This is a genomic window from Mesobacillus sp. (genome assembly GCF_057785455.1).
The window spans coordinates 1-22,395 of the sequence record NZ_JBYNSB010000057.1; the positions used below are offsets into that span (position 1 = coordinate 1).

The 22,395-nt window shown below is 42.1% G+C and carries 26 protein-coding genes; 8 read left to right on the forward strand and 18 right to left on the reverse strand.

The annotated features are described in order from the left end of the window. Positions 1-95: IS3 family transposase (locus tag AC3EBE_RS21000; RefSeq protein ID WP_488594714.1), on the forward strand; the 95-nt coding region annotated here is incomplete at its 5' end. Positions 96-166: 71 nt separating this feature from the next. On the opposite strand, the gene ctaG is transcribed toward AC3EBE_RS21000, so the two are convergent. The 6 genes from ctaG to cyoE form a co-directional block, all read right to left on the reverse strand. Beyond that, positions 167-1,075, reverse strand: a complete 909-nt coding sequence (gene ctaG / locus AC3EBE_RS21005; RefSeq protein WP_488596979.1) for a cytochrome c oxidase assembly factor CtaG — start codon at positions 1,073-1,075, stop codon at positions 167-169. Between the two features lie 158 nt (positions 1,076-1,233). Next, on the reverse strand, positions 1,234-1,569 hold the full coding sequence (gene ctaF, locus AC3EBE_RS21010) for a cytochrome c oxidase subunit IVB (protein WP_488596980.1): 336 nt from the start codon (positions 1,567-1,569) through the stop codon (positions 1,234-1,236). A gap of 4 nt (positions 1,570-1,573) precedes the next feature. After that, positions 1,574-2,203: a cytochrome (ubi)quinol oxidase subunit III gene (locus AC3EBE_RS21015; RefSeq protein WP_488596981.1), complete on the reverse strand. Its 630-nt coding sequence runs from the start codon at positions 2,201-2,203 to the stop codon at positions 1,574-1,576. Beyond that, on the reverse strand, positions 2,203-4,074 hold the full coding sequence (ctaD, locus tag AC3EBE_RS21020; protein WP_488596982.1) for a cytochrome c oxidase subunit I: 1,872 nt from the start codon (positions 4,072-4,074) through the stop codon (positions 2,203-2,205). Before ctaD ends, AC3EBE_RS21015 begins: the two co-directional genes overlap by 1 nt. Positions 4,075-4,105: 31 nt before the next feature. After that, the gene (gene coxB / locus AC3EBE_RS21025) at positions 4,106-5,179 is read right to left on the reverse strand and encodes a cytochrome c oxidase subunit II (protein WP_488596983.1); all 1,074 of its coding nucleotides are present in this window, start codon (positions 5,177-5,179) and stop codon (positions 4,106-4,108) included. Positions 5,180-5,279: 100 nt separating this feature from the next. Next, positions 5,280-6,206, reverse strand: a complete 927-nt coding sequence (gene cyoE, locus AC3EBE_RS21030) for a heme o synthase (RefSeq protein ID WP_488596984.1) — start codon at positions 6,204-6,206, stop codon at positions 5,280-5,282. Between the two features lie 619 nt (positions 6,207-6,825). Here cyoE and AC3EBE_RS21035 point away from each other — a divergent pair. Continuing rightward, positions 6,826-7,782 (forward strand): COX15/CtaA family protein, encoded by a 957-nt coding sequence (locus tag AC3EBE_RS21035; protein ID WP_488596985.1) that lies wholly within the window; start codon positions 6,826-6,828, stop codon positions 7,780-7,782. Between the two features lie 46 nt (positions 7,783-7,828). Here the strand turns inward: AC3EBE_RS21035 and AC3EBE_RS21040 are convergent, their stop codons facing one another. Beyond that, positions 7,829-9,031, reverse strand: coding sequence for an FtsW/RodA/SpoVE family cell cycle protein (locus AC3EBE_RS21040; protein WP_488596986.1), 1,203 nt, complete (start codon positions 9,029-9,031; stop codon positions 7,829-7,831). A gap of 201 nt (positions 9,032-9,232) precedes the next feature. After that, on the reverse strand, positions 9,233-9,514 hold the full coding sequence (locus tag AC3EBE_RS21045) for an Fpa/YlaN family protein (RefSeq protein ID WP_415812522.1): 282 nt from the start codon (positions 9,512-9,514) through the stop codon (positions 9,233-9,235). 188 nt (positions 9,515-9,702) lie between these two features. On the opposite strand from AC3EBE_RS21045, the gene AC3EBE_RS21050 reads away from it, so the two are divergent. Further along, positions 9,703-10,200 carry a peptidyl-prolyl cis-trans isomerase gene (locus tag AC3EBE_RS21050; RefSeq protein ID WP_488596987.1) on the forward strand — a complete coding sequence of 166 codons (498 nt, stop codon included), beginning with the start codon at positions 9,703-9,705 and terminating at the stop codon, positions 10,198-10,200. A gap of 186 nt (positions 10,201-10,386) precedes the next feature. Here AC3EBE_RS21050 and AC3EBE_RS21055 read toward each other — a convergent pair whose 3' ends face one another. Beyond that, the gene (locus AC3EBE_RS21055; RefSeq protein ID WP_488597000.1) at positions 10,387-11,730 is read right to left on the reverse strand and encodes a PhoH family protein; all 1,344 of its coding nucleotides are present in this window, start codon (positions 11,728-11,730) and stop codon (positions 10,387-10,389) included. Positions 11,731-11,960: 230 nt separating this feature from the next. Between AC3EBE_RS21055 and AC3EBE_RS21060 the strand changes: the two genes are divergently transcribed. Then, a complete protein-coding gene (locus AC3EBE_RS21060; RefSeq protein ID WP_488596988.1) occupies positions 11,961-12,548 on the forward strand; it encodes a YhcN/YlaJ family sporulation lipoprotein in 588 nt (195 codons plus the stop codon). 38 nt (positions 12,549-12,586) lie between these two features. On the opposite strand, the gene AC3EBE_RS21065 is transcribed toward AC3EBE_RS21060, so the two are convergent. Next, entirely contained in the window at positions 12,587-13,042 is a 456-nt protein-coding gene (locus AC3EBE_RS21065; protein WP_488596989.1) for a pyridoxamine 5'-phosphate oxidase family protein, read from the reverse strand. A gap of 155 nt (positions 13,043-13,197) precedes the next feature. On the opposite strand from AC3EBE_RS21065, the gene AC3EBE_RS21070 reads away from it, so the two are divergent. After that, positions 13,198-13,398, forward strand: a complete 201-nt coding sequence (locus AC3EBE_RS21070; RefSeq protein WP_488596990.1) for a YlaI family protein — start codon at positions 13,198-13,200, stop codon at positions 13,396-13,398. Between the two features lie 87 nt (positions 13,399-13,485). Here AC3EBE_RS21070 and AC3EBE_RS21075 read toward each other — a convergent pair whose 3' ends face one another. From AC3EBE_RS21075 to typA, 3 genes are read right to left on the reverse strand one after another with little or no spacing between them, the layout of a single operon-like run. Continuing rightward, complete coding sequence (locus tag AC3EBE_RS21075) at positions 13,486-13,776, reverse strand: hypothetical protein (protein ID WP_488596991.1); 291 nt, start codon at positions 13,774-13,776, stop codon at positions 13,486-13,488. An 11-nt stretch (positions 13,777-13,787) separates the two neighbouring features. Beyond that, on the reverse strand, positions 13,788-14,102 hold the full coding sequence (locus tag AC3EBE_RS21080) for a YlaH-like family protein (RefSeq protein ID WP_488596992.1): 315 nt from the start codon (positions 14,100-14,102) through the stop codon (positions 13,788-13,790). A 22-nt stretch (positions 14,103-14,124) separates the two neighbouring features. After that, a complete protein-coding gene (gene typA, locus AC3EBE_RS21085; RefSeq protein ID WP_214703680.1) occupies positions 14,125-15,960 on the reverse strand; it encodes a translational GTPase TypA in 1,836 nt (611 codons plus the stop codon). 153 nt (positions 15,961-16,113) lie between these two features. Between typA and AC3EBE_RS21090 the strand changes: the two genes are divergently transcribed. Next, positions 16,114-16,299 (forward strand): YlaF family protein, encoded by a 186-nt coding sequence (locus AC3EBE_RS21090; protein ID WP_488596993.1) that lies wholly within the window; start codon positions 16,114-16,116, stop codon positions 16,297-16,299. 25 nt (positions 16,300-16,324) lie between these two features. On the opposite strand, the gene AC3EBE_RS21095 is transcribed toward AC3EBE_RS21090, so the two are convergent. From AC3EBE_RS21095 to AC3EBE_RS21105, 3 genes are all read right to left on the reverse strand, one after another. Beyond that, positions 16,325-16,792 (reverse strand): GNAT family N-acetyltransferase, encoded by a 468-nt coding sequence (locus AC3EBE_RS21095; RefSeq protein ID WP_488596994.1) that lies wholly within the window; start codon positions 16,790-16,792, stop codon positions 16,325-16,327. Further along, positions 16,789-17,592 carry an inositol monophosphatase family protein gene (locus tag AC3EBE_RS21100; protein ID WP_488596995.1) on the reverse strand — a complete coding sequence of 268 codons (804 nt, stop codon included), beginning with the start codon at positions 17,590-17,592 and terminating at the stop codon, positions 16,789-16,791. The genes AC3EBE_RS21095 and AC3EBE_RS21100 overlap by 4 nt, the downstream gene beginning before the upstream one ends. 260 nt (positions 17,593-17,852) lie before the next feature. After that, positions 17,853-18,047, reverse strand: coding sequence for a hypothetical protein (locus AC3EBE_RS21105; RefSeq protein WP_207498578.1), 195 nt, complete (start codon positions 18,045-18,047; stop codon positions 17,853-17,855). A gap of 156 nt (positions 18,048-18,203) precedes the next feature. On the opposite strand from AC3EBE_RS21105, the gene AC3EBE_RS21110 reads away from it, so the two are divergent. Beyond that, a complete protein-coding gene (locus AC3EBE_RS21110) occupies positions 18,204-18,824 on the forward strand; it encodes a YktB family protein (protein WP_488596996.1) in 621 nt (206 codons plus the stop codon). A 49-nt stretch (positions 18,825-18,873) separates the two neighbouring features. Here AC3EBE_RS21110 and AC3EBE_RS21115 read toward each other — a convergent pair whose 3' ends face one another. Then, positions 18,874-19,161 (reverse strand): UPF0223 family protein, encoded by a 288-nt coding sequence (locus AC3EBE_RS21115; RefSeq protein WP_488596997.1) that lies wholly within the window; start codon positions 19,159-19,161, stop codon positions 18,874-18,876. Positions 19,162-19,258: 97 nt separating this feature from the next. After that, positions 19,259-20,221 (reverse strand): NAD(P)H-dependent flavin oxidoreductase, encoded by a 963-nt coding sequence (locus AC3EBE_RS21120; protein ID WP_488596998.1) that lies wholly within the window; start codon positions 20,219-20,221, stop codon positions 19,259-19,261. Between the two features lie 524 nt (positions 20,222-20,745). Between AC3EBE_RS21120 and AC3EBE_RS21125 the strand changes: the two genes are divergently transcribed. Then, positions 20,746-22,215 carry an aminotransferase class I/II-fold pyridoxal phosphate-dependent enzyme gene (locus AC3EBE_RS21125; RefSeq protein WP_488596999.1) on the forward strand — a complete coding sequence of 490 codons (1,470 nt, stop codon included), beginning with the start codon at positions 20,746-20,748 and terminating at the stop codon, positions 22,213-22,215. The last annotated feature ends 180 nt before the right edge of the window (positions 22,216-22,395 follow it).

The window sequence follows — 22,395 nt, forward strand, 5'->3', positions numbered from 1 at the left end:
CAATAGATGAATACATACATTTTTATAATCACGATAGATATCAAAAACGATTAAACGGCCTTAGCCCTATAGAATATAGAGCTAACGCCGCTTAAATCATTTTTATTATTTCGATTGTCTACTTGACGGGGTACAGTTCAAAATGGGAAGCCTGTTTATTTTAATATTATTTGGCCGGCTGAGGTGCACGCGCCAGGTTAATAGCATCCTGTTCTGTCTGGTCCTCTTCAGATCGGAACCACTGGAAGAAAGCATAGCCCAGGAAGATGCCATAAACGATTTCCTGGATTACCTTCATTATAACTCCGCCGAGCTGCTGGTCATGAAGGAGCGATATCGAGCTGAACGCTTCCGGACCGGATAAATTAAGCGATGCTAACGTCGCAGAAGGAACACATAACTGCATAGCCTGTGCCCATGCATTTGGATCAGAGAAAGTAGCATACATTGGCGCATCCGCAAAAATAATCAGTGCACAAGCAGGTGTGATCAACACACCGTCTGCAAAAATATAGCCCATCTTCTTTACCCCTGACAGGGTTTGGTATTCCGGTAATTCGTTAATCAAAGGCCACCACATCAAGATTGACAGAACAAACAAGACGGCGGTGTATCCAGCGTGAAGCCACATATCTGTCTTAATAAAGTCAAAGATCAAAGGTATGTGGTAAATAGAGAAAATTCCATTGAACATAATCAACGCAATTAATGGCTTCGTGAAGAATCGGAACAGCCGGTCAATCAAACGCAGTGATAAAACCGATCTCCAAAGCCATTGTGGCAATCCAAAAATCAATAATGGCGGCAATACTAGATAAAGAACTGCCATCTGAGTCATATGCACATAAAACATGATATGGCCCAATAAATCAACTGGAGATCCTTTTACAAGGTACAGAACAAGAACAAAGGATGTAAAATACGCTGCCTGCTTTACGGTAGCAGGTGACCCATCCTTGAAACGATTATAATATTTAAAAACCACCAGGTAATAAGCAATCAGCAAAACTGCCATGAACGCGAAAAAAAACGGGCTCCATAAGGCTCTGAATCCAAACATGTCTAGAGTAAGCATAATCTATTCCACCCCGTCCAAATTAAAACTTTACTTTCATTATACTGGCGTTGGTATGCACTTTCAACGAAATGACACTTCCATTAATTAGAAGTATAGGCTACAAAGAAAAAATCGGCTTGAATGGCCGATTTTTTCTTTAGCTATTTGTTTAATGCTTACCACCAAATGATGGTCGTGAAAGTGAGAATTGTTATAGCTCCAACTAACACGCCTGAGTAAAGGAATAGAGCTGGTGCTTCATGTCCTTTGTGGCTCATGTGCATGAAGTAGTAAAGCTGGAAAATGACCTGTACGACTGCAAGCAGAAGGATAAATGGTACTGTGAACCATCCTGAGAATCCTTCATATCCTACTGCCACGAAAGCCACAATTGTCAAGAAAATCATCAATGCAAAAGAAATGATTTGGTATCTCATCTCTTCGGCGCTCTTTTTGCGACGATATTCGATGTCTACTCTTGGGTTCCCTGAACTTGGTTGTTGATTCGCCATCAGATTATCCCACCATTCCCATTAGATATACTACCGTGAAGATGAATACCCAGACAACGTCGATGAAGTGCCAGTAAAGGCTGGCAACATAAAACTTAGGAGCGTTGTAAAGGTTCAATCCACGCTTAGAATTACGAACCATCAAAGTAGTGATCCACAACAATCCAAAAGCAACGTGACCGCCGTGGAAGCCAACCAATGTATAGAAGGCTGAACCGAAGGCACTGCTAGTAAATGTATGGTGGAACTCATGCACATAATGATTGAATTCGTAAATTTCAAGACCAAGGAAGGCTGCTCCTAAAAGAACAGTCAGTCCTAACCAAAGCTGCATCTTTTTAAAGTTAAAGTTCTTCATGTGATACATTGCATACACACTTGTCAAAGAGCTTGTCAATAAGAGCATAGTAGCTGCGAATGCAAGCGGGATTTCAAAGATGTCCTTAGCAAGAGCATGATCAGCACTTGGAACCTTATCTTTTAATGCAAGATATGTGGCAAACAGTGTTGCGAACAATACTGTTTCTCCACCAAGGAAAAACCAGAAGCCCAAAAACTTGTTTTTTGCTTCGAGGGTTGCTTTTTCAGGCGCGGCAGGCCATGTTTCATAAGTGAATTTTTCTTCAGCTTGCATTATGCCTTTACCCCCTTATCATTATCATCGTCCATTAAATCTTCTTTATGAATATGGAATCCATGATCATCTTTAATTGAGCGTACGAACATTGAACCTAATGTAATAGCCATACCCAGAATCAGAACCGGAAGGCCCCATGCGTGGTCAGCGTGATACATTGCTCCGAATGCAGCAACGAACAATCCAAATGAGATGACAAAAGGAATGAAAGAATTATTAGGCATATGGATATCGCCAAGCGGTTCTGCAGGCGTCATGCCTTTTTTGCCTTCCATCTTTTCAAGCCAGTAAGCATCCAATCCACGGACTAAAGGAAGCTGCTTAAAGTTGTAGAAAGGCGGTGGTGATGCGATAGCCCACTCAAGAGTACGGCCGTCACCCCACGGATCATTTCCAACCTTTTCATTTTTGACACTTGTAATGATTACGTTGATCAAAAGAACGATTACCGCTACTGCCATGAAGATGGCACCGATCGAACTGATCAGGTTACCCGTCTCAAGTCCTTGTCCAGGAAGGAAAGTAAAGATACGACGTGGCATACCCATCAGTCCTAGGAAGTGCTGGATAAAGAATGTCAGGTGGAAACCAATCAGGAATAACCAGAAAGTGATTTTACCCAAAGTTTCATTAAGCATTGTACCGAACATTTTTGGCCAGTACAGATGTGCGCCTGCAAATAGCGCGAATACTACCCCACCTACGATAACGTAGTGGAAGTGGGCTACTACGAAGTAGCTGTCATGGTACTGATAGTCAGCTGCAGCTGATGCAAGCATGACACCCGTTACACCACCGGCTACGAATGAAGGAATGAACGCTACAGCCCAAAGCATTGGCGTAGTGAACTTGATGCTTCCGCCCCACATTGTGAACAGCCAGTTAAAAATCTTGATACCAGTAGGAACGGCAATCGCCATTGTCGCTACTGCAAAGATTGCGTTGGCAATTGGTCCAAGACCTGTTGTGAACATATGGTGAGCCCAAACCATGAATCCAAGGAAACCGATCAATACAGTCGCGAATACCATTGATGAGTATCCGAACAGACGCTTTCTTGAGAAGATCGAGAAAATCTCTGAGAAAATACCGAATGCCGGAAGGATCAGGATATATACTTCAGGGTGTCCGAATATCCAGAAAAGATGTTCCCAGATAATCGTATTACCGCCATTTGCTGTAATAAAGAAGTTAGAACCAAACATACGGTCAAAAATCAATAAGAACAACCCAACCGTTAATGGAGGGAATGCGAATAAGATTAGAGCAGATGTAACGAAAGTTGCCCATGTAAACATTGGCATACGCATATAAGTCATACCAGGTGCACGCATGTTGATGATTGTAACAAGAAAGTTTATACCACCCATCAGTGTACCAGCACCGGAAATCTGCAATCCTAATGCGTAAAAATCAATACCGTGGGTTTCAGATGCAATCGATAAAGATGCATATGAAGTCCAACCTGCGTCAGGAGCTCCTCCCAGGAACCAAGATAGGTTCAGGAATACTCCTCCAAAGAAAAACAGCCAAAAACTCAATGAGTTCATGAATGGAAACGCAACGTCACGCGCACCGATCTGCAGTGGCATAACAGCATTCATGAAAGCAAAAACGAGCGGCATCGCTGCAAGGAAAATCATTGTTGTTCCGTGCATCGTCAGGATTTCATTGTAGAATCCTGCGCTTACAAAATCATTGTTAGGTACAGCCAGCTGGATACGGATGAATAAGGCTTCAAGTCCGCCTAGGACAAAGAAGAATCCGCCAGCAATAAGATAAAGGATTGCGATTTTCTTATGGTCAACAGTCGTTAAAAACTCCCATATTGTCGCACCGAATCCCTTTTTCTGAGCATAGGTACTCACAGTTTTACCTCCCTTTCAAACAATTCCCCTGTTATTTCTGGACTTTTAAGCCCATTAGGTATTCTGCTAATGCATCAAGCTGCTGGTCGCTTAATTCTCCATATTTACCAGTCATTTTATTGCCTGGCTTGTATGCTTCTGGATCCTTCAACCAGTTCTTGATATTTTCTTCAGTATGGTCTAACACTCCAGCAACGCGTGCACGATCGCCAAAGTTTGTCAGGTTAGGACCAACACGAGCAGCTTCTGGAGCAGTGTTTGCTGGAGTTACAGCATGACAGCCGATACAGCTCTTGTTGAAGATTTCTTGTCCTTCCTGTGCTGTCTGTGTTTCAGCCTTAGGAGCTTCCTTAACTGACTGCATACCTGCTACCCATTGATCGAATTCAGCGCGAGGCAATGCTTTCACTTTGAAGTCCATCAATGCGTGTGAAGGGCCGCATAGCTCCGCACATTTTCCGTAGAATAGTCCGCCTGCTTCATCAGCACCTTTGCTGTCGAACTCAAGCCAGAACTTATTCACGTTATCAGTGTTAGTATCCATCTTTCCGCCAGCGGATGGAATCCAGAAAGAGTGCTTTACATCAGAAGCCTTCAGATTAAAGTAAACCTTTTCATCTGTTGGGACTACTAATTCCTGGCTAGTGATGATTTCCTGGTTTGGATATTCAAATTCCCACCAGTAAAGATTCGCACGGACATTTACAACAAGGACATCGGTTTTGCCATCCTTGTTTTTCTTATCCATTGGTGAAACATCAGCAAAATTGAAGGTTTGTGCAACAGTAGGCACAGCTAAAATCAATAGCAATAAGATCGGAATGACTGTCCACAGGATTTCAAGCTTGTGGCTTCCTTCAACCTGCTTTGGAATTTCATTGTCATTTTTCCTGCGGAATTTTGTAACTACAATAATAAAAATGATTGTGACAACAGCAATTACTCCCACCATAATTGCCGTACTCAATAACATGAGCTCATACTGTGTTTGCGCCACTTCACCTGCAGGTCTTAATGCAGACAAGTATGGTTCTCCACAGCCGGACAAGACTAGTGCCATCATTGCGAACAGTGATAGCAGACGCCATTTAGCAAGCATCTTCATAGCTTTTTTAAACCCCTCTTTCGTAAAAAATCTAATAAATTTGTTGTTAAAATATATGGAAAAATTCTCTCTCGAGAAAGAGAGAATATCCTAACAAAGATTAAATGAGTGTGACAATTACCATAGCAACAAACATGACTGTAAGGTATTGTAATGAATACACAAACATCAGTTTTGCCCATTTAATATCATCTTTAAGCTTTAGCAGGTAAATTCCCAAAGCAAGCCAGCCAATGTTCAGCACAGTTGCCAATACCATGAAGGTAATTCCTAGCGATGGCATGAAGAATGGCAGCGGAAGCAATGCGGTGATCCAGAGGAAAATTGATCGCTTAGTTGCTTTGAATCCTTTTACAACAGGCAGCATTGGGATGCCAGCTGCACGATACTCCTCTACCCTTCTCATTGCTAATGCATAGAAGTGCGGAGGCTGCCATACGAAAACGATCGCAAACAGCATCCAGGCCAAAACATCAAGATTGGCATCTACCGCAGCCCAGCCGATTAACGGAGGAACTGCTCCTGAAATGCTGCCAACAATAGTATTGGAGACAAACTGGCGTTTTGACCACATTGTATAGAGGACAACATAGCTGAAAACACCAAATAGGCCAATTACTGCTGCAGTAACAGTAGTGGTGAACAAGAACGCTGTTCCCAATCCAATCAGCAGGAAGCTCATCAGCGCTACTCTGCCCGGCTGCACTCGGCCTGTAACAGTTGGCCTTCCTTTAGTTCTTTCCATTAAATGATCGATGTCCCGGTCTATATAGTTATTAAGGCTGCAAGAGCCAGCGACGATCAGGGACGATCCTATCAATGTTGCAAGAATCAAATCGATATTGTCCAGGAATCTTGCACCGCTGAAATGCAGTGCCAGCCATAATCCCGTGAATGTTGTCATAGCATTTGAATTTACAATGCCGACTTTAATCAAAGCAAGAAAGTCTTTGAAAGCCGTACTTTCTGCGGCTGCAGGCTGTCCGTTCTCTAATACCGCTTCACTGAAAGCTTTTGAATTAGACATCCATATCCTCCTTCTTCCCCTTTTGATTTTTAAAAATCCCACAATCGAAATTTTTACAAAAAAAAGAAGAGTTTAAGTTGCTATCATGAAAGATAGTTTTCACTATTCTCAACGTATAAAGGCTGTTAAATGTTTGTGTAGAAAAATAACACCTACGTTGTATATTAAATCACACTTCACAACTTTTTTGTGAATTTTTTTTGAACAAAATATGACTAATTTGTGTCTTACCGCCATTATCCATAAACTTCATTTTTATTGCAAGGAATAATCCATTGAATTTAAAATCGGCAGTTGGGATATCCACTCTCATTAAATATATATTTTTCGGATAATATTTTCCTGGCAGCTTTAAACGGTTATGTATTTTTGCCGTCCACCTTGAGTTCCTGGCATGAGAATTTTACATTTTTATATCCTCCCTGTCTATATGACGGAAGAAGTATTGAATAATTGATCTTTATTGTGTACTATCTTAAGTATTGTTTCCTGTTCATTTTCGGCAATTTCCGATATTATATGAATAGAATTTCTATCTTTCTACACGATTCTCTTATTATACATGTCAAGTTTATAATTTGACAACTTATCGAACTCTGAATAAGCAGGTGATATTTTCATGCAACGTTCCCTTAAGTGGCTTGCCGTGCTGACCACAATCGGAATGCTTTTTGTTTTGCTTGGCGGTGCTCTTGTGACCAAAACCGATTCTGGCATGGGATGCGGAAGATCGTGGCCGCTCTGCAATGGCGAATTTGTTCCAACTGATATAACTCCGGAGCTGGTGATCGAGCTTGCCCACAGGCTTGTTTCCGGCAGCGTCGGACTCATGGTGCTTGCACTGTCAATATGGACATGGCGCAAGATCGGCCATATTCGCGAAACTAAATTTTTATCCGTTCTATCCTTTTTCTTTCTGATGCTGCAGGCTCTGATCGGAGCAGCAGCCGTTAAGTGGGGGCAATCAGACTTCGTTCTTGCATTGCATTTCGGCATATCGCTCATCTCCTTTTCAGCTGTATTGCTATTGACACTGCTCATATTTGAAGTAGATAAGAAATTCCAGGCAGAAAAGGTCGTTATCGACAAAAGAATGAGATTCCATATAATCGGACTTTCAGTCTACAGCTATATGGTTGTTTATACCGGAGCCCTTGTAAGGCATATGAACGCCAGTCTTGTCTGTAAGGATTGGCCGCTCTGTTCGAATGGGACCTCCTTGCTTCCAACCAATATATACGAATGGGTCCAAATGGGCCACAGGGCTGCAGCTGGCTTCATTTTTATCTGGATCGCCTATGTCACATACCTTGCAATCAGACATTACAGGCATGAAAAAGTCCTTTATTGGGGCTGGATCATTTCATTCGTCCTTGTATCCCTGCAGGTAGCAGCGGGTGCCATGATTATTTTTACGAGACTTAATTTATACGTTGCCCTTGGGCACGCATTCTTTATATCCGTCCTCTTTGGTGTTTTCAGCTACTTTATCTTGCTCGTCAGCAGAAGCAAGAAAAATGCCGCAACCATCAAAAACCAGGACTCGGTAAATTTACAGCCAGCAACGGCAAAATAAAGAGCTGCAGCAATCGCTGCAGCTCTTTTCATGTCCTCTTCCTCTTTTAGGACCTGAATTTAAACGTATTTTGCGGCACCATACCGGAGTTCGCTTTCGACTGAGGTGCCTCCTTGTCTTTCTTATATTTCTCTTCAAAATTAACAAACATCGAAACGTTAACTAAAATGCCTGCAGCAATCGCCATTTGCAGCAAGGACGAACCGCCGTAACTAACAAACGGAAGCGTAACACCGGTTAGCGGAATAACTCCAGAGGCTCCACCAAGGTTTACAAATGATTGGATTCCAATCATGCTGGCTATGCCTATGGCGAGCAGGCTGCCAAATGGATCCTTGCATCTTGCTCCTATATAAAGTCCCTTCAATACTATGAACGCCAGGCTAAGCAACACAAACCCGACACCAAAAACTCCAAGCTCCTCAGAGATGACTGCGATTATGAAATCTGTGTGTGCTTCAGGTAAATAGCCAAGCTTCTGATTGCTTTCTCCCAGTCCGAGCCCCGTCAATCCGCCTGATCCAATTGCATAATAAGCATTGGCTAGCTGATAGCCTGACTTTTGTTCATCTATAAATGGATCACTATAGGATGTCAGTCGTTCAATCCTTTTCTCTGAGAATACCTCATCCTTCATGACAAGTGAGATTGGAACAAGAAAGACTGCTATGATCATGGCGAGTTTCAGCATATTTTTCATGCTCATTCCCGATGAGATAATGATGGCTCCCGCAATCATGATAATAATACCAGCTGTTCCGAAATCGGGCTGGAAAGCCACGAGAAGGAACACGAAAACCAGATAGAAAAGCGGAGGTATGACACCTTTGTTGAATTGATTGATATAGGATTGTTTTTTCGCATAAACAGCTGACAGGTAAATGATGACACTCAATTTCGCAATCTCGGAAGGCTGTATGCTCCTCGCTCCAAGCTCAATCCAGCTAAGCGCGTTGTTCGCCACTTTACCGACAACGAACAAAATCAGCAGTCCTATCAGGTTGGAAACGACCATTGGTATAAGGATTTTGTTGCTTTTCATCGCTTTATAAGGAAAAATTGCCATGAAAACGAACACGACTGCTGACAGCAGCAAGTTTATTTTTTGTTTTTGATAGAAAAAGTCACTTTCGACCTCAAAACGGGTGACCATGCTCGCACTGTAGACCATGACAAGGCCAAACAAGCTTAAGAGCGCAATGACAATGATCAAGCCATAATCGTAGGATTTGAGTATTTTTTTAAACATCGTCTCTTCCCCATCTTCTAAGTTGTTTAATCTATTCTACTACAAGTTAGAATATCCTGCCTTGATTTATGTAAAAGTTAGCAGAAACTTAAAGCATCTTTAAAATATGTCATCTAAAAGTCAATAACCATCATATAAGCTGTTTCGAGATTCACAAAAAAACTCAAACAATCCAATAACGGCTGTTTGAGTTCTTATGATTTATTTTTTTAACGAAGCCTCATGTAGAATGGAAAGTTCTCGTTCCAATTGGTCCAGAATTACCTTCCCATCTGATTCTTCGATTAAGCCGAGTCTGACTGCAAAATCTATCTCTCTCGATAATCCAAACATTTGCGTATCCAAAACCTCTTCATAAAGAGGGCATTGAGGCATAGTCAGGTTATCCATTTGCACTTTGATCAGCTTTAAAATTTTATCAGCGTCAGCCTTAAGCAAGGCATGGGCTTTTTCCTGATGGTTTATAATCATATCAGACGCCAACTTGATCCCCCCGTTTCCGAGCGATTACCCGATCCTATCTATAAATTTTACCCTTAAGGCGCTAAAAATGCAAGAATATTAGGGAATCAGAAATTTTTGGTTTCTCTTGGAAATCCTCTGTGTATGACATTTTATCTATTTATAGGTATACTATGAAATGAAGATGTTTAATTGGCAGGAGGATCAACATGGAAGGAATCATCCCTTTAAAAGGCAATATAAAGTATAAGATCACTCTGGATCCTGGAGTCTGGATTTTCGACGACAGGAAAGTAGATTTAACTACATATTTTCAACAGGAATCTTCTAAGAGCGATGAACTGGAAACATATACAAAATCAATATCAAAACATTGGGACCGTGAAATCATGGAGGGTGCGGTTTACCCGCCTACCCTGAAAACCGAGGTCAAGTTCCAAAAGGAAAAGGTGCTGACAGGAACCTTCGGCATACCCTTCAAGCCATTCATTGAAAATGCCGAGCCTGGCATAGACGCGCATTACCTGGTGATTGAAACGCCTGACAATGAAATTGAACTTCCCCTAACAGAAGCTTATGGACTAATCCTCGGCTTTTCAAAGGACGGCAAACCACTTAAAGAGGATGGGCCGCTGCATGTTTACTATCAGGACGGGTCCAATAGCCATGACCCGATAAAGAATGTAACAGGGTTTACGATTAAATAGCATTTGCACCTGCTGCACTTGAATGGAAAGCATTCTTGAATGCTAAATATTTTGATTAATTTGCAATCACTCGGACAGCATTATATGTAGCGTGGATCGAACGGGCATCAATGTGATGCCCGTTTTTTTGCTCTTATTGTGTATGATATCGAAGAGCATTACAGTTAAAGGCAATTGCACTAAATGTCATTTAAGCAGGTCTGCTGCCAGCTGGGCCAACGCAGATCTCTCGCCTTTTACCAGCTGAACATGCCCGGCAATTTGCTGGTCCTTAAACTTCTCGACCACATAGGTAAGCCCATTATTGTAGGCATCCAGGTATGGATGGTCAATTTGGTCGGGGTCTCCCATGAGGACGATTTTACTCCTTTCCCCTACTCGAGTGAGGATAGTCTTGATTTCATGCTTCGTTAGGTTTTGCGCTTCATCAATGATAATAAACTGATCTGGAATGCTTCTTCCTCTTATATAGGTCAATGCTTCCACTTCGATTGATCCCATTCCAGCCAGAATCGCATCAAGCTCTCCTGGTTTTTTGGTATTAAAAAGATATTCGAGGTTATCATAAATCGGCTGCATCCACGGTCTTAGCTTTTCTTCCTTCTCGCCTGGCAGAAAACCAAGATCTTTGCCGACTGGAACAATCGGCCTTGCCACCAGCAGCTTTTTAAAGATGCCCAGGTCTTCAGTCTGCAGCAGTCCTGATGCAAGAGCAAGAAGCGTTTTCCCGGTACCTGCGCGGCCAATTAATGTAACTAAAGGCATGTCTTGCCGTAAAAGCAATTCCAAAGCCATGATTTGCTGGACATTGCGGGGGCGGATTCCCCAAATATGCTTGCCTTCATGTTCAAAAACGAGTTTCCTTACTTTTTTCCTCTTGCTGTCGAGCATTCCGATAGCGGATGCTGAGCTGCCCAGTATATCCTTCATGATAAGAAATTGATTGGGATACAAAAAGGTTTGGCCATTCAGTTCAGAAAGATCCAGTTCTCCCTTTTCATAGAACCGGTTCAGGACTCCGATTTCGAGATAAACTTCTGCGTAGCCTGAGTATAGGTGATTCAGTTCAACTACCCTGTCACTTAGGAAGTCTTCCGCCAATAATCCAATTGCATCTGCTTTTACCCTTACAAGAGCATCTTTGCTGACCAGAATAACCTGGCGTCCATCTTCCTTTGTCTGCTCCTCGAGGCTCAGGTTTTTTGCTACAGCCAATATGCGATTATCATTTGTCTTTTCAACAAAAATCTCCTGAAGCTGATGGAACGAACGATGATTGAGTTCAATCCGTAATGTTCCTCCTCCTTCGAGGTTTATTTTTTCATGGAGCTTGCCAGTGTCTCTCATGCCGTCTATTAGCCGTGAAACCTGGCGCGCATTGCGCCCAATCTCATCCATATATCTTTTCTTTGAATCAACTTCCTCGAGGACTACAGCAGGTATGACAACTTCATTATCCTGAAACGAAAAAATCGCATGCGGATCCTGTAATAAGACGTTTGTATCCAGTACGTATATTTTACTCAAAATGATGCCTCCCGCCTTCGTGATCTCGACTCTGGCCAACTCGTCAGCCTCGGCCGGGACTTTGTAAAATATATGACTTCCTGTATAAAGATAGAAGATATTTTGCACAATAACCTTTGAGGAAATCATTTTCCAGCTTTCAGCCAAAGATTTATTCCTAGAGGTTTTTTCTTTATAAACTCAGGAGCAGTATCATTCAGTACCGCAATGATTTGAAGACCGGAGGGATTTAAATGATAAGATTGATCGCCGTTTTGTCCTTATTGATGTTCATCAGTGCCTGCAATATTTTTAATAATGCCAGCCAGGATCAAAAGGAAGACAACCGGGTGAAGGTACAAAACAGTGTTATCGAAGAGGTGGACCGCCAATCAGGACAAGAGATTTCCCGCCATCTTGTGAACTTGACTACCCATATTCCAAATGTTGATGACGCAGCCGCCGTAGTGGTTGGCCGCTATGCCATTGTAGGGATCGATGTTAACGGCAAGATGGAGAGATCCGAAGTGGACACAGTGAAATACACTGTTGCGGAGGCACTAAAAAAGGATCCTCATGGCGCAAGAGCGGTGGTTGTGGCAGATCCTGATATCACAGCGCGTTTAAAAGAAATTTCTGAAGATATCCGGAACGGGAAGCCGATCCAGGGTATTATGAACGAGTTATCGGATATCACCGGCCGTGTTATGCCAGAGGTACCAGCTGACATGATCGACCCGCAATCAAAGAACCCTACTGAAGAACCTAAGAAGAACCTGAATAACAAAGAAGAAAATAAACTGGAGAAGAAACAGGAAAAAGGCTCAAATTACCATAAATAATGGTCATTCATGCCTAATAAAAAAGCTTAGTCATTTGACTAAGCTTTTCTCATTGCGTCCATTACTTGATTATCAAGACGTGCAGCGGCATCTTTATCATAAGTTTTATCATATTGAGGTTCTGCAACAATCTTTGAACCATAGAACATGACGTCCCGTACTTCATTAATGCTGATTTCAACGAGTGCAAGCTTCAAAGGAACTCCTTCCAATTTGTCCTGCTTTATGCTCGCCGTCCCGCTGATGGAATATGTAGATTCATTTGCGATCAGATTGATGACAGCTTTATTATTATTTTTTATGTTCTCGATGATCCGGGAACGATTATCTACCGCAAAGTAAATAGTTTGCTCATCCTTCGCTAAAATCCAGGAAATCGCGCTCACATTTGGTCCGCCAGTTTCGTGGTCTACTGTCGCCAATGTTACAAAGCGCTCTTTTTGAAGTCCATCAAACAAAGGTTTTATCAATTTTGGTTCAACTTGATTTGCCATATTCACCCTCCTTAAACTATCATAATAGTACTACGAACCCTTTCTGCAGGGCAACTTAAACGATTTTTTTACTTAGCTGGCAATAAACAATGCTATACTATAATATAATCCAATCTTCAACATGCTATGTATGATTACAAAATGAGGTGTAAGAAATGAGAGTCAAATGCGTCCTATGCGACAAAATCGAGAATATCAATAGCGATACCCTTCAAGCAAAACGGCTGCGCAACCGTCCGATCCATACATATATGTGTAAAGCATGCGATGAAAGAATCGCCGAAAAAACTAAAAACCGAATTGCTACAGGGAACTTCCGCTTATACCGTACACGTGTCGAGAAGGATGATTGGTAAAACGTTAGTTAGTCAATCACTCACCCTTAGCTGAAGGCTAAAGAAAAAATCCATAGAAAAAATCCGCCCCTTTAAGGAGCGGATTTTTTAGTCTTCAGGATAATTCACATATTTTTCAGGTTCCTGGCTGATTTGATCAAGCATTACCTCGATTAAATCGCGCGGGAATCTGTATTCCTTCGTGTTTCCACTTTGATGGACGGTCACATAGTACATGAGGGCATCCCGCTTCATCTCATGTGATTCCACCTCATGCTCTTCAGCGAGGATCTTCTCAAACAGCTCTGCTGTTTCACGTGCAGCCGTATCATCGGGACGTGCATCACTTACAATTTTAATTGTCAGCCAATTATAAATAGCATCCTGGAGTGATTTCATATCGGCAACTCCTATTTCGCATTCATTTCTTCTTTTTTATGCTGGCGCAGCCTCATCTTATAGATGATTAAAATCATCGCTGCAACAACTAGCCCTTCGGCAATTGGAAGAAATATGGCAAGGAAGGTAAGGACTGTAGAGCCCAGGAGCAAAAAAGCATAAATGATTATGTTTTTAAGCATAGGCAATTTTTGAGCAAAGCCCAGTTTGTAAACAAGGATACTAAGCCCTGCTATTGTAAGATATAACAGCCACATACCAATAGTCGGGTTCTCATCTACCCTGAAAAGTGCTGCAAAAAATGATAACCTTTGGCTTACGTCCATTACTTCTTCCCCCTACTTCAGTTTAAGCCTCAGCGAACTTTTTCTTTTTCGCCTGTCTTTCACGTTCGTTCTTATCAAGAATCTTCTTGCGAAGGCGGATTGATTCTGGTGTTACTTCACAATACTCATCATCATTCAAGTACTCCAATGACTCTTCAAGTGTCATGATTCTTGGCTTTTTGATGACTGAAGTCTGGTCTTTATTTGCAGAACGAATATTTGTTGCTGCCTTTACCTTCGTGATATTAACAGTAATGTCATTTTCACGTGTGTGTTCGCCCACGATCATACCTTCATAAATTTCTGTACCTGGCTCAACGAAAATTGTACCACGGTCTTCTACCTGCATGATTCCATAAGTAGAAGCTTTCCCAGACTCCATTGATACAAGAACACCCTGGCGGCGTCCGCCAACCTGGCCTTGAAGCATCGGCTGGTAGCTGTCGAATGTATGATTAATGATACCATATCCGCGAGTCAGTGTTAAAAATTCTGTTGTGTAACCGATTAGTCCACGTGCCGGCACGTTGAAAATCAAGCGAACCTGGCCGCTTCCATTGTTGATCATATCGAGCATTTCGCCTTTACGTGCACCGATTGATTCCATGATGGAACCAGTGTGTTCTTCAGGAACATCGATTTGAACGCGTTCTACCGGTTCACTTCTCACTCCATCAATCACACGTACGATAACTTCAGGCTTTGATACTTGAAGTTCATAACCTTCACGGCGCATGTTTTCGATCAGGATAGACAGGTGCAATTCTCCACGGCCTGAAACGATCCATTCATCAGGTGAGTCCGTATTATCTACTCTAAGACTAACGTCTGTTTGAAGCTGCGCGCGAAGTCTTTCTTCGATTTTCCTCGCAGTAAGGTATTTACCCTCACGGCCTGCGAATGGACTGTTGTTGACTAGGAATGTCATCTGAAGCGTAGGCTCATCGATTCGCAGTACCGGAAGTGGATCCTGGTTGTCGAATGGACATACAGTTTCACCAACATTGATGTCTTCCATTCCGGAAACCGCGATTAGATCACCAGCATGTGCTTCCTGGATTTCCTGGCGCTTCAAGCCGAAGAAACCAAAAATCTTTGTAACACGGAATTGCTTTACAGAGCCGTCAAGCTTCATAAGCGCTACTTGCTGGCCAACCTTCATCGTTCCGCGGAAGACACGGCCAATACCGATTCTGCCTACATAGTCATTATAATCAAGAAGGGCAACCTGGAATTGAAGAGGCTCTTCACGGTTATCAACCGGTGCAGGGATATGGTCAATGATTGACTCGTATAATGACTGCATGTTTTCATCCTGTTTTTCAGGGTCCATACTTGCTGTTCCGTTGATTGCAGAAGCATAAACAACTGGGAATTCAAGCTGGTCCTCATCTGCACCCAGTTCGATGAACAAGTCAATGACTTCATCAACAACCTCAGCAGGACGAGCAAAGTCACGGTCAATCTTATTCACTACCACAATTGGTGTTAAATGTTGTTCAAGTGCTTTCTTCAAAACAAAACGTGTTTGCGGCATGCAGCCTTCATACGCATCGACAACAAGCAATACGCCGTCAACCATTTTCATGATACGCTCAACTTCGCCGCCAAAGTCAGCGTGTCCAGGAGTATCAAGAATGTTAATACGTGTATCTTTATATGAAATAGCTGTATTTTTCGCGAGGATCGTGATTCCGCGTTCTCTTTCCAAATCATTTGAATCCATTGCGCGTTCTTCAACATGCTCATTAGTACGGAATGTACCAGATTGTTTCAGAAGCTGGTCAACCAATGTTGTTTTACCATGGTCAACGTGGGCAATGATCGCTATATTTCTAATATCTTCTCTTAATTTCAAAAAAGTCACCCTGCCTTTAATATTGAATTATTCTATTGGCTTTTTTCACAACCTACATATTATAACATAATTAGTGTAGAAACCTAAAAGCATTTTATTGTACAATTGAAGATAAAGTTATTTGACACCAAATGTCGAATGGAGGAACTACCCTTGAAGCAAATAAAATGGCCATTATTATTTTTCGCTATCGCTGCCGCTTCATGCATGATTGGTATCGGCATTGCCATAGGAGAACGGAGTGTATCCGGAGTAATTGCATGCATCGTCGCCCTTATTTTTGTAATGGGCTTCGGTTTCAAGAAGAAGAAACAAATGCGGGAAGCTGGAGAGCTTTAACAAAAATCAAAAGCCAGCTGAGTCATCAGCTGGCTAAATTTAAGGGGCGGACCATGATCAAAAAGGTTTCGCCCTTATTTTCTTCCAATTTTAATTGTTCAAATCCGCAGTCACTCAAGAAATTCGACCATTCAATTTCATCAATCGGAACACCAGCGAAAATGGCTTTATATCCTTTCTCACGCAAATCGCCAAAAAGTATTTCAAAAATACAGCTGGCTACTCCTCTGCGCCGCTCTGAGGCTTTAACAAGGATCGTACCTAACCATGGCTTTTTGTTTGAAGCAGCATTCTCAAGATGATATGTTATCGCAACGGGTTTTTCTTTCTCAAGCCAAATCCGCCACTCTCCACCATGCTCCAGATATTGCTCCATGTACTTTTCGATATCATTACCCTGAAGCTCATTCTTTTTCCATTTATTACTGGTCTCTGCTAATTCCTTGAAAAAAGCGAGGTCTGTATTGTCAAATGGCCTGAACCTCAAATTCACCAATTTCCATCCTTTAAATAATTCTTCAGGATGTCATTGTGAAGCCCTGGCTTTGAGACAAATAAAGAACTTTCACTCAGCATATCGAACTCTTTCCCTCTAAGGTCTGTAGCCTCACCGCCGAGCTCCTTTACCATGATGATTCCTGCGGCGAAATCCCAAGGTGCAAGCCTTGGCGTCAGGTAGGCATCAATTCTGCCTGTGGCTACATAGACAAGTTCCATTGCCGCGGAACCATATGACCGTGTCCCCCGTACATCCTTAACAAGGGGAATAAGTAATTCATGGTTTATTCTTCTATTAGGTGCTACCCAGGTCGCATTAAGAGCTATGATGGCTTCATTGACCTTTCCGTTTTCCAATTTAGGAATGGACTTATCATTCAGGTAAACTCCATTGCCTTTTACACAGTGGTACAGTTCATCATGGACCACATCATAAATTAGGCCAATCATCCCTTCTCCTTCGATGTAAATGCCAATAGAAATAGCAAAATTTCTCTGCTGATGAACAAAATTCATCGTCCCATCTATTGGATCAATAATCCAGATCACACCGGACAGGTCTTCGACTTTATCGCCGTACCCTTCTTCCCCCATAATGCGGTGATCAGGGAATGTACCCTTGATCTTTTCGATAAAAAATCTTTCCGTGGCTTTGTCGATATCTGTGACAAGATCATTTGGGTTTGATTTGGTTGTGACATTCAAGGTTTTAGAAAAGGAGGCCCTGATATTTTCACCAGCCTCCCTTATCCAGCTTTTAGCATATGTATCAATCTCTTGAAGATTATAATCCATGTTAACTTCCCCCGATCCTATATAGGTTCATTATATGCTGGTTACAGGTTTCTATTTTAGCTTAGCGAAAACATTCATTATATATCAAGTATTAGGGTTCCCCTTGTCCCCGATGTATCATTCAAAAATAACCAGACACCTTCGAACATAAGAAACGAACCCCATTTTTATTCAGGAGTTCGTTAAATTCTGTAACTGATGCATTTTTGAGTGTGACATTGCATTTTTTATACCCATCTTCTTCCTTAAATCTTTTTTCATTATAATGCTTTTAATCTCAATAATTCCTGTCTGATCCTTTCAAGGCGCTGCTTGCATTCCTTCATCTTGGGTTTATCAGAATCATTCATAGCGTCAAATAAAGTTGCCAATTCATAATCCATCTCAAGACGGAGCACTGCAGTTCGCTGTAACTCGCCATTTCTTTTTCTAGTCGAATTTATCAGTTGTTTCATTATTCTACACTCCTCTATTTTTTTCTGTTTTTATTTATCATATGATTTTTGATTCGGCCTTGGCTGTGCTTATACCTAGTTGCATGAATGCCTTCCGCTTCAATTTTCGACAAGCATTTGCTACAATATTTGTCAAAGTAATAGGAGGTTATCATATTGTCATTTTCAGGATTCACACAAGCGGATTTCGACGTTTTCAAAATTGACGGTCTCGACGAAAGAATGGAGGCCCTTAAGCTTCAGATTCGCCCTAAACTTGAAGAACTCGGCCAGCACTTTGCTCCAACACTTTCGAGCCTTGCCGGGGATGAAATGCATTACCATGTAGCAAAACATGCACGGAGGACAATCAACCCTCCTAAAGATACGTGGGTAGCATTTGCCAGTAATCCAAGGGGCTATAAAATGCTGCCTCATTTTCAGATTGGACTTTGGGAAACCCATGTTTTCATCTGGTTCGCTGTAATTTACGAAGCACCAAATAAGGAAGTCTTCGGTAAAAAGCTCGAGAAAAACATCGATTCAATCTACAAGCAGATCCCAAAGGATTTTTATTGGTCGGGTGATCATATGAAGCCGGAAGCTACTTTGCACCGTGAGCTTTCTAAGGAAGAACTATTGAATATGTTCACAAGACTTCAATCTGTTAAAAAGGCTGAAATCCTATGCGGCTTGAATATTCCTCGCGAGGAAGCTGTCAAGTTGAGCGGCGACGAAATGCTATCCAAAATTGAGTTTGTATTTAAAGAGATATTACCCTTATATAAATTGGCATAAACCAAATAAAGAGCCCATTTTACATGGGCTCTTTACTGTGCATTGTACGTTATTTCCTCTTCTGCTGGCTGGCTTTGATCTTTTCCCCGGAATTCTTTTCTTTAAGAAGCTTTACTGCCTGGAAAGCTGCATAGCCGCTAACTTCTTCAAATTCATTAAAAATCGTTTTCTCCTCAGCCTTACTAGGCACGATTTCCTTAAAGCGCCTGTATGCATGTAACAGCACATCACGTTCGATTCCTTTTTCAAAGGCCTGTTCAATACATTCAAAAAAACGAATCACATCAACAATTTCATCGGTGGACCAAGTATAATCTATTGGATATTGATATTCCATTATTTCACCTGCTTTAATGGCTGGAAACCATGTTCCCTATTTTTGATAAATCTTTAATGAATTTTACAGGTATTCGGCATTGTAAGCAAGGAATTGCTTATTTGCTCCAGGTTCCCCTGATTTGTTCTGCATCATGAATGATCCTTTTAAACAATTCTTCAACAGATGGCGAATCCTTAATCAGCCCCATGACCTGTCCGGCCCAGCCAAATCCATTCTCTTCATCACCATCATAAATATACTTTCTATTTGCACTTCCGCTGATAAGGTCCTTCAGGGCATCATAATTACCGCTGTTCTGCTTTTCAATTTCGATTATCTTCTCCGTTAATGGATTGGAAATCGCCCTCGCTGGAGTTCCAAGCGTTCGTTTTATGACTGTAGTATCATTTTCCGTTCCAGCAATCAACTTCTGCTTATACACTTCATTCGCATGGACGCACTCTTTCGTAGCAATGAAGCGGGTTCCCATTTCGATTCCCTGCGCACCCAAGCTTAAGGCTGCCATCAGTCCCCTGCCGTCGCCAATTCCGCCGGAAGCAATAACAGGTATTGAAACAGCATCAACTACTGAAGGTATTAATACCATTGTCCCTATGTCACTCTTCCCTAGATGTCCTCCGCCTTCCTGGCCGACTACCATCACAGCATCTGCACCCAGTTCTTCCGCCTTCTGTGCCTGTCTTTTTGCTGCAACCAGCACAAGCTTCTTTATGTCTGTTCCTTCCAGCTGATCAAAAATCGGTGCAGGATTTCCGCCTGTCATTGATATGACAGGCACTTTTTCCTCTATTGCAACCTCTAAATAATGCGAAAACGGCCGTCCGTGCTGGCCAATCGCAAAATTCACCCCAAATGGCTTATCTGTATGCATTCTTACTTTATGTATTTGACTTCTTAACTCATCAGGATTCGGCAAGGACATAGCGGTAATCTGTCCCAATCCGCCTGCATTGGAAACTGCTGCGGCCAGTTCTGAATACGCCAAATAGGCTAATCCGCCCTGAATGATGGGATACTTAATCCCGAGAAGTTCTGTAACATCGGTTTTCCAGTTCATCGTTTTAACTCCCCCTGTTCTTTTATTAATACTTCTATTTTAACAGGAGGGATTCCTGTTTTCTTTTCCTGCGCCTGCACACACTAAGCATAAAAATATTCCTGTTCCGCAATATTTCTTTGCATCAGGTCTGAATAGTGCTATAATGCATATGTTTTATTTTTTTAGCTTTGTTATCAATACTGTTGATTTACGTTCCAGGCGCTTCGCTTTCCGCGGGGCTGGCGCTGAACCTCCTCGTCGCTTTGCTCCTGCGGGGTAAAATGGCCCCTTCTTTCCGGGCCATTTCTACCGGGGTCTCACCTGTCCAGCTGCGCCCGCAGGACTTTGAATGGGCTTCCTCGAACTTGCCCACGCACGATGGAAATGCGTTAGCATTTTCGGAGGAGTCTACGCGCCTTCGACTCCAATCAACAGTTACTACTATAAACATTAGTTCATAACAGAGCCACTTTTTCAAAAATGTACAAAAATCCTAGTAAAAATTGAATAAAAATTCATTAATAAAGAGGTGTGATGATCAATTGTCACAAAACGAAACACCCTTATTTACAAGCCTATTAAAACACGCTGAAAAAAATCCTATTCAATTCCACATTCCCGGCCATAAAAAAGGCAGCGGCATTGATCCTGAATTCAGAAGCTTCATTGGTGATAACGCCCTTTCAATTGATTTGATTAACATCGGTCCTCTTGATGACCTCCATTCTCCAAAGGGGATTATAAAGCAGGCACAACAACTGGCTGCAGAGGCATTTGGTGCTGACCATACATTTTTCTCAGTTCAGGGAACTAGTGGGGCCATCATGACAATGATTATGACGGTATGCGGACCTGGAGATAAAATCATCGTGCCGCGTAATGTTCATAAATCAATTATGTCTGCGATTGTTTTTTCTGGGGCAATTCCAATCTTCATCCACCCAGAGATTGATAAAAACCTGGGAATCTCTCATGGAATTTCAACTGAATCTGTAGAGAAGGCTTTGGAACAGCATCCAGATGCAAAGGGACTGCTTGTGATCAATCCAACATACTTTGGCTTCGCTGCCGATTTAAAGAAAATTGTTGAAATTGCACATTCATACAAAGTTCCGGTCTTAGTCGATGAAGCTCATGGGGTGCATATTCATTTCCATGAAGGACTTCCGCTTTCTGCAATGCAGGCTGGAGCAGATATGGCAGCGACCAGCGTTCACAAGCTCGGCGGTTCCATGACGCAAAGCTCCATTTTGAATGTCAGAGAAGGTTTGGTATCAGCGAAACGTGTCCAGTCCATTATCAGCATGCTGACAACCACTTCTACTTCATATCTGCTGCTTGCTTCATTGGACACTGCAAGAAGAAGACTTGCTACAGAAGGCAGGGAAATCATTGATCGGACTATTTCTTTGGCACAATGGATCAGGAGGCAGGTAAATGAAATCGAGCACTTATATTGCCCGGGTGAAGACCTGCTTGGAACATCAGCAACCTTTGATTTTGATCCTACGAAGGTCCTGGTCAGCATCAAGGACCTTAACATAACTGGCTATGAGGTTGAAAAATGGCTCCGTGAAAAATACAATATTGAGGTTGAACTTTCCGACCTTTATAACATTCTTTGCATCATTACACCTGGTGACACAGAGAAGGAAGCTGAAATCCTGGTCGAAGCCTTGAGAGAGCTTTCAAAAGAATTCCATCATAATGCGGAAAAGGTACATGCTGAAGTGATGCTTCCCGATATACCATTATTGGCACTTACACCTCGGGATGCTTTTTACGCTGACACTGAGGTTGTACCATTTGAAGAATCGGAAGGCCGCATCATCGCAGAATTCGTCATGGTTTACCCGCCGGGAATTCCGATTTTCATTCCGGGTGAAATCATTACCGAGGAAAACCTGATTTACATCAAAACGAATATGGAAGCTGGACTTCCAGTACAAGGCCCTGAGGATGATGAATTGAAATCCTTCCGGGTTATTAAAGAACACAAGGCAATCCGTTAACAGGTATTGAAGTCTGTACAACAGGACCCAGTGCTAATTGATTTTCCTTCTAAAAATAAGGCTTTGTTAAACAAGGCTGTTGATTTTCGTTCCATGCGCTTCGCTTTCCTCTGAAAAATTATGAAAAAGCCCAATTGCCGGCTTTTTCAAGAGCAAATTTTTCTTGGGGCGTGCGGTGAG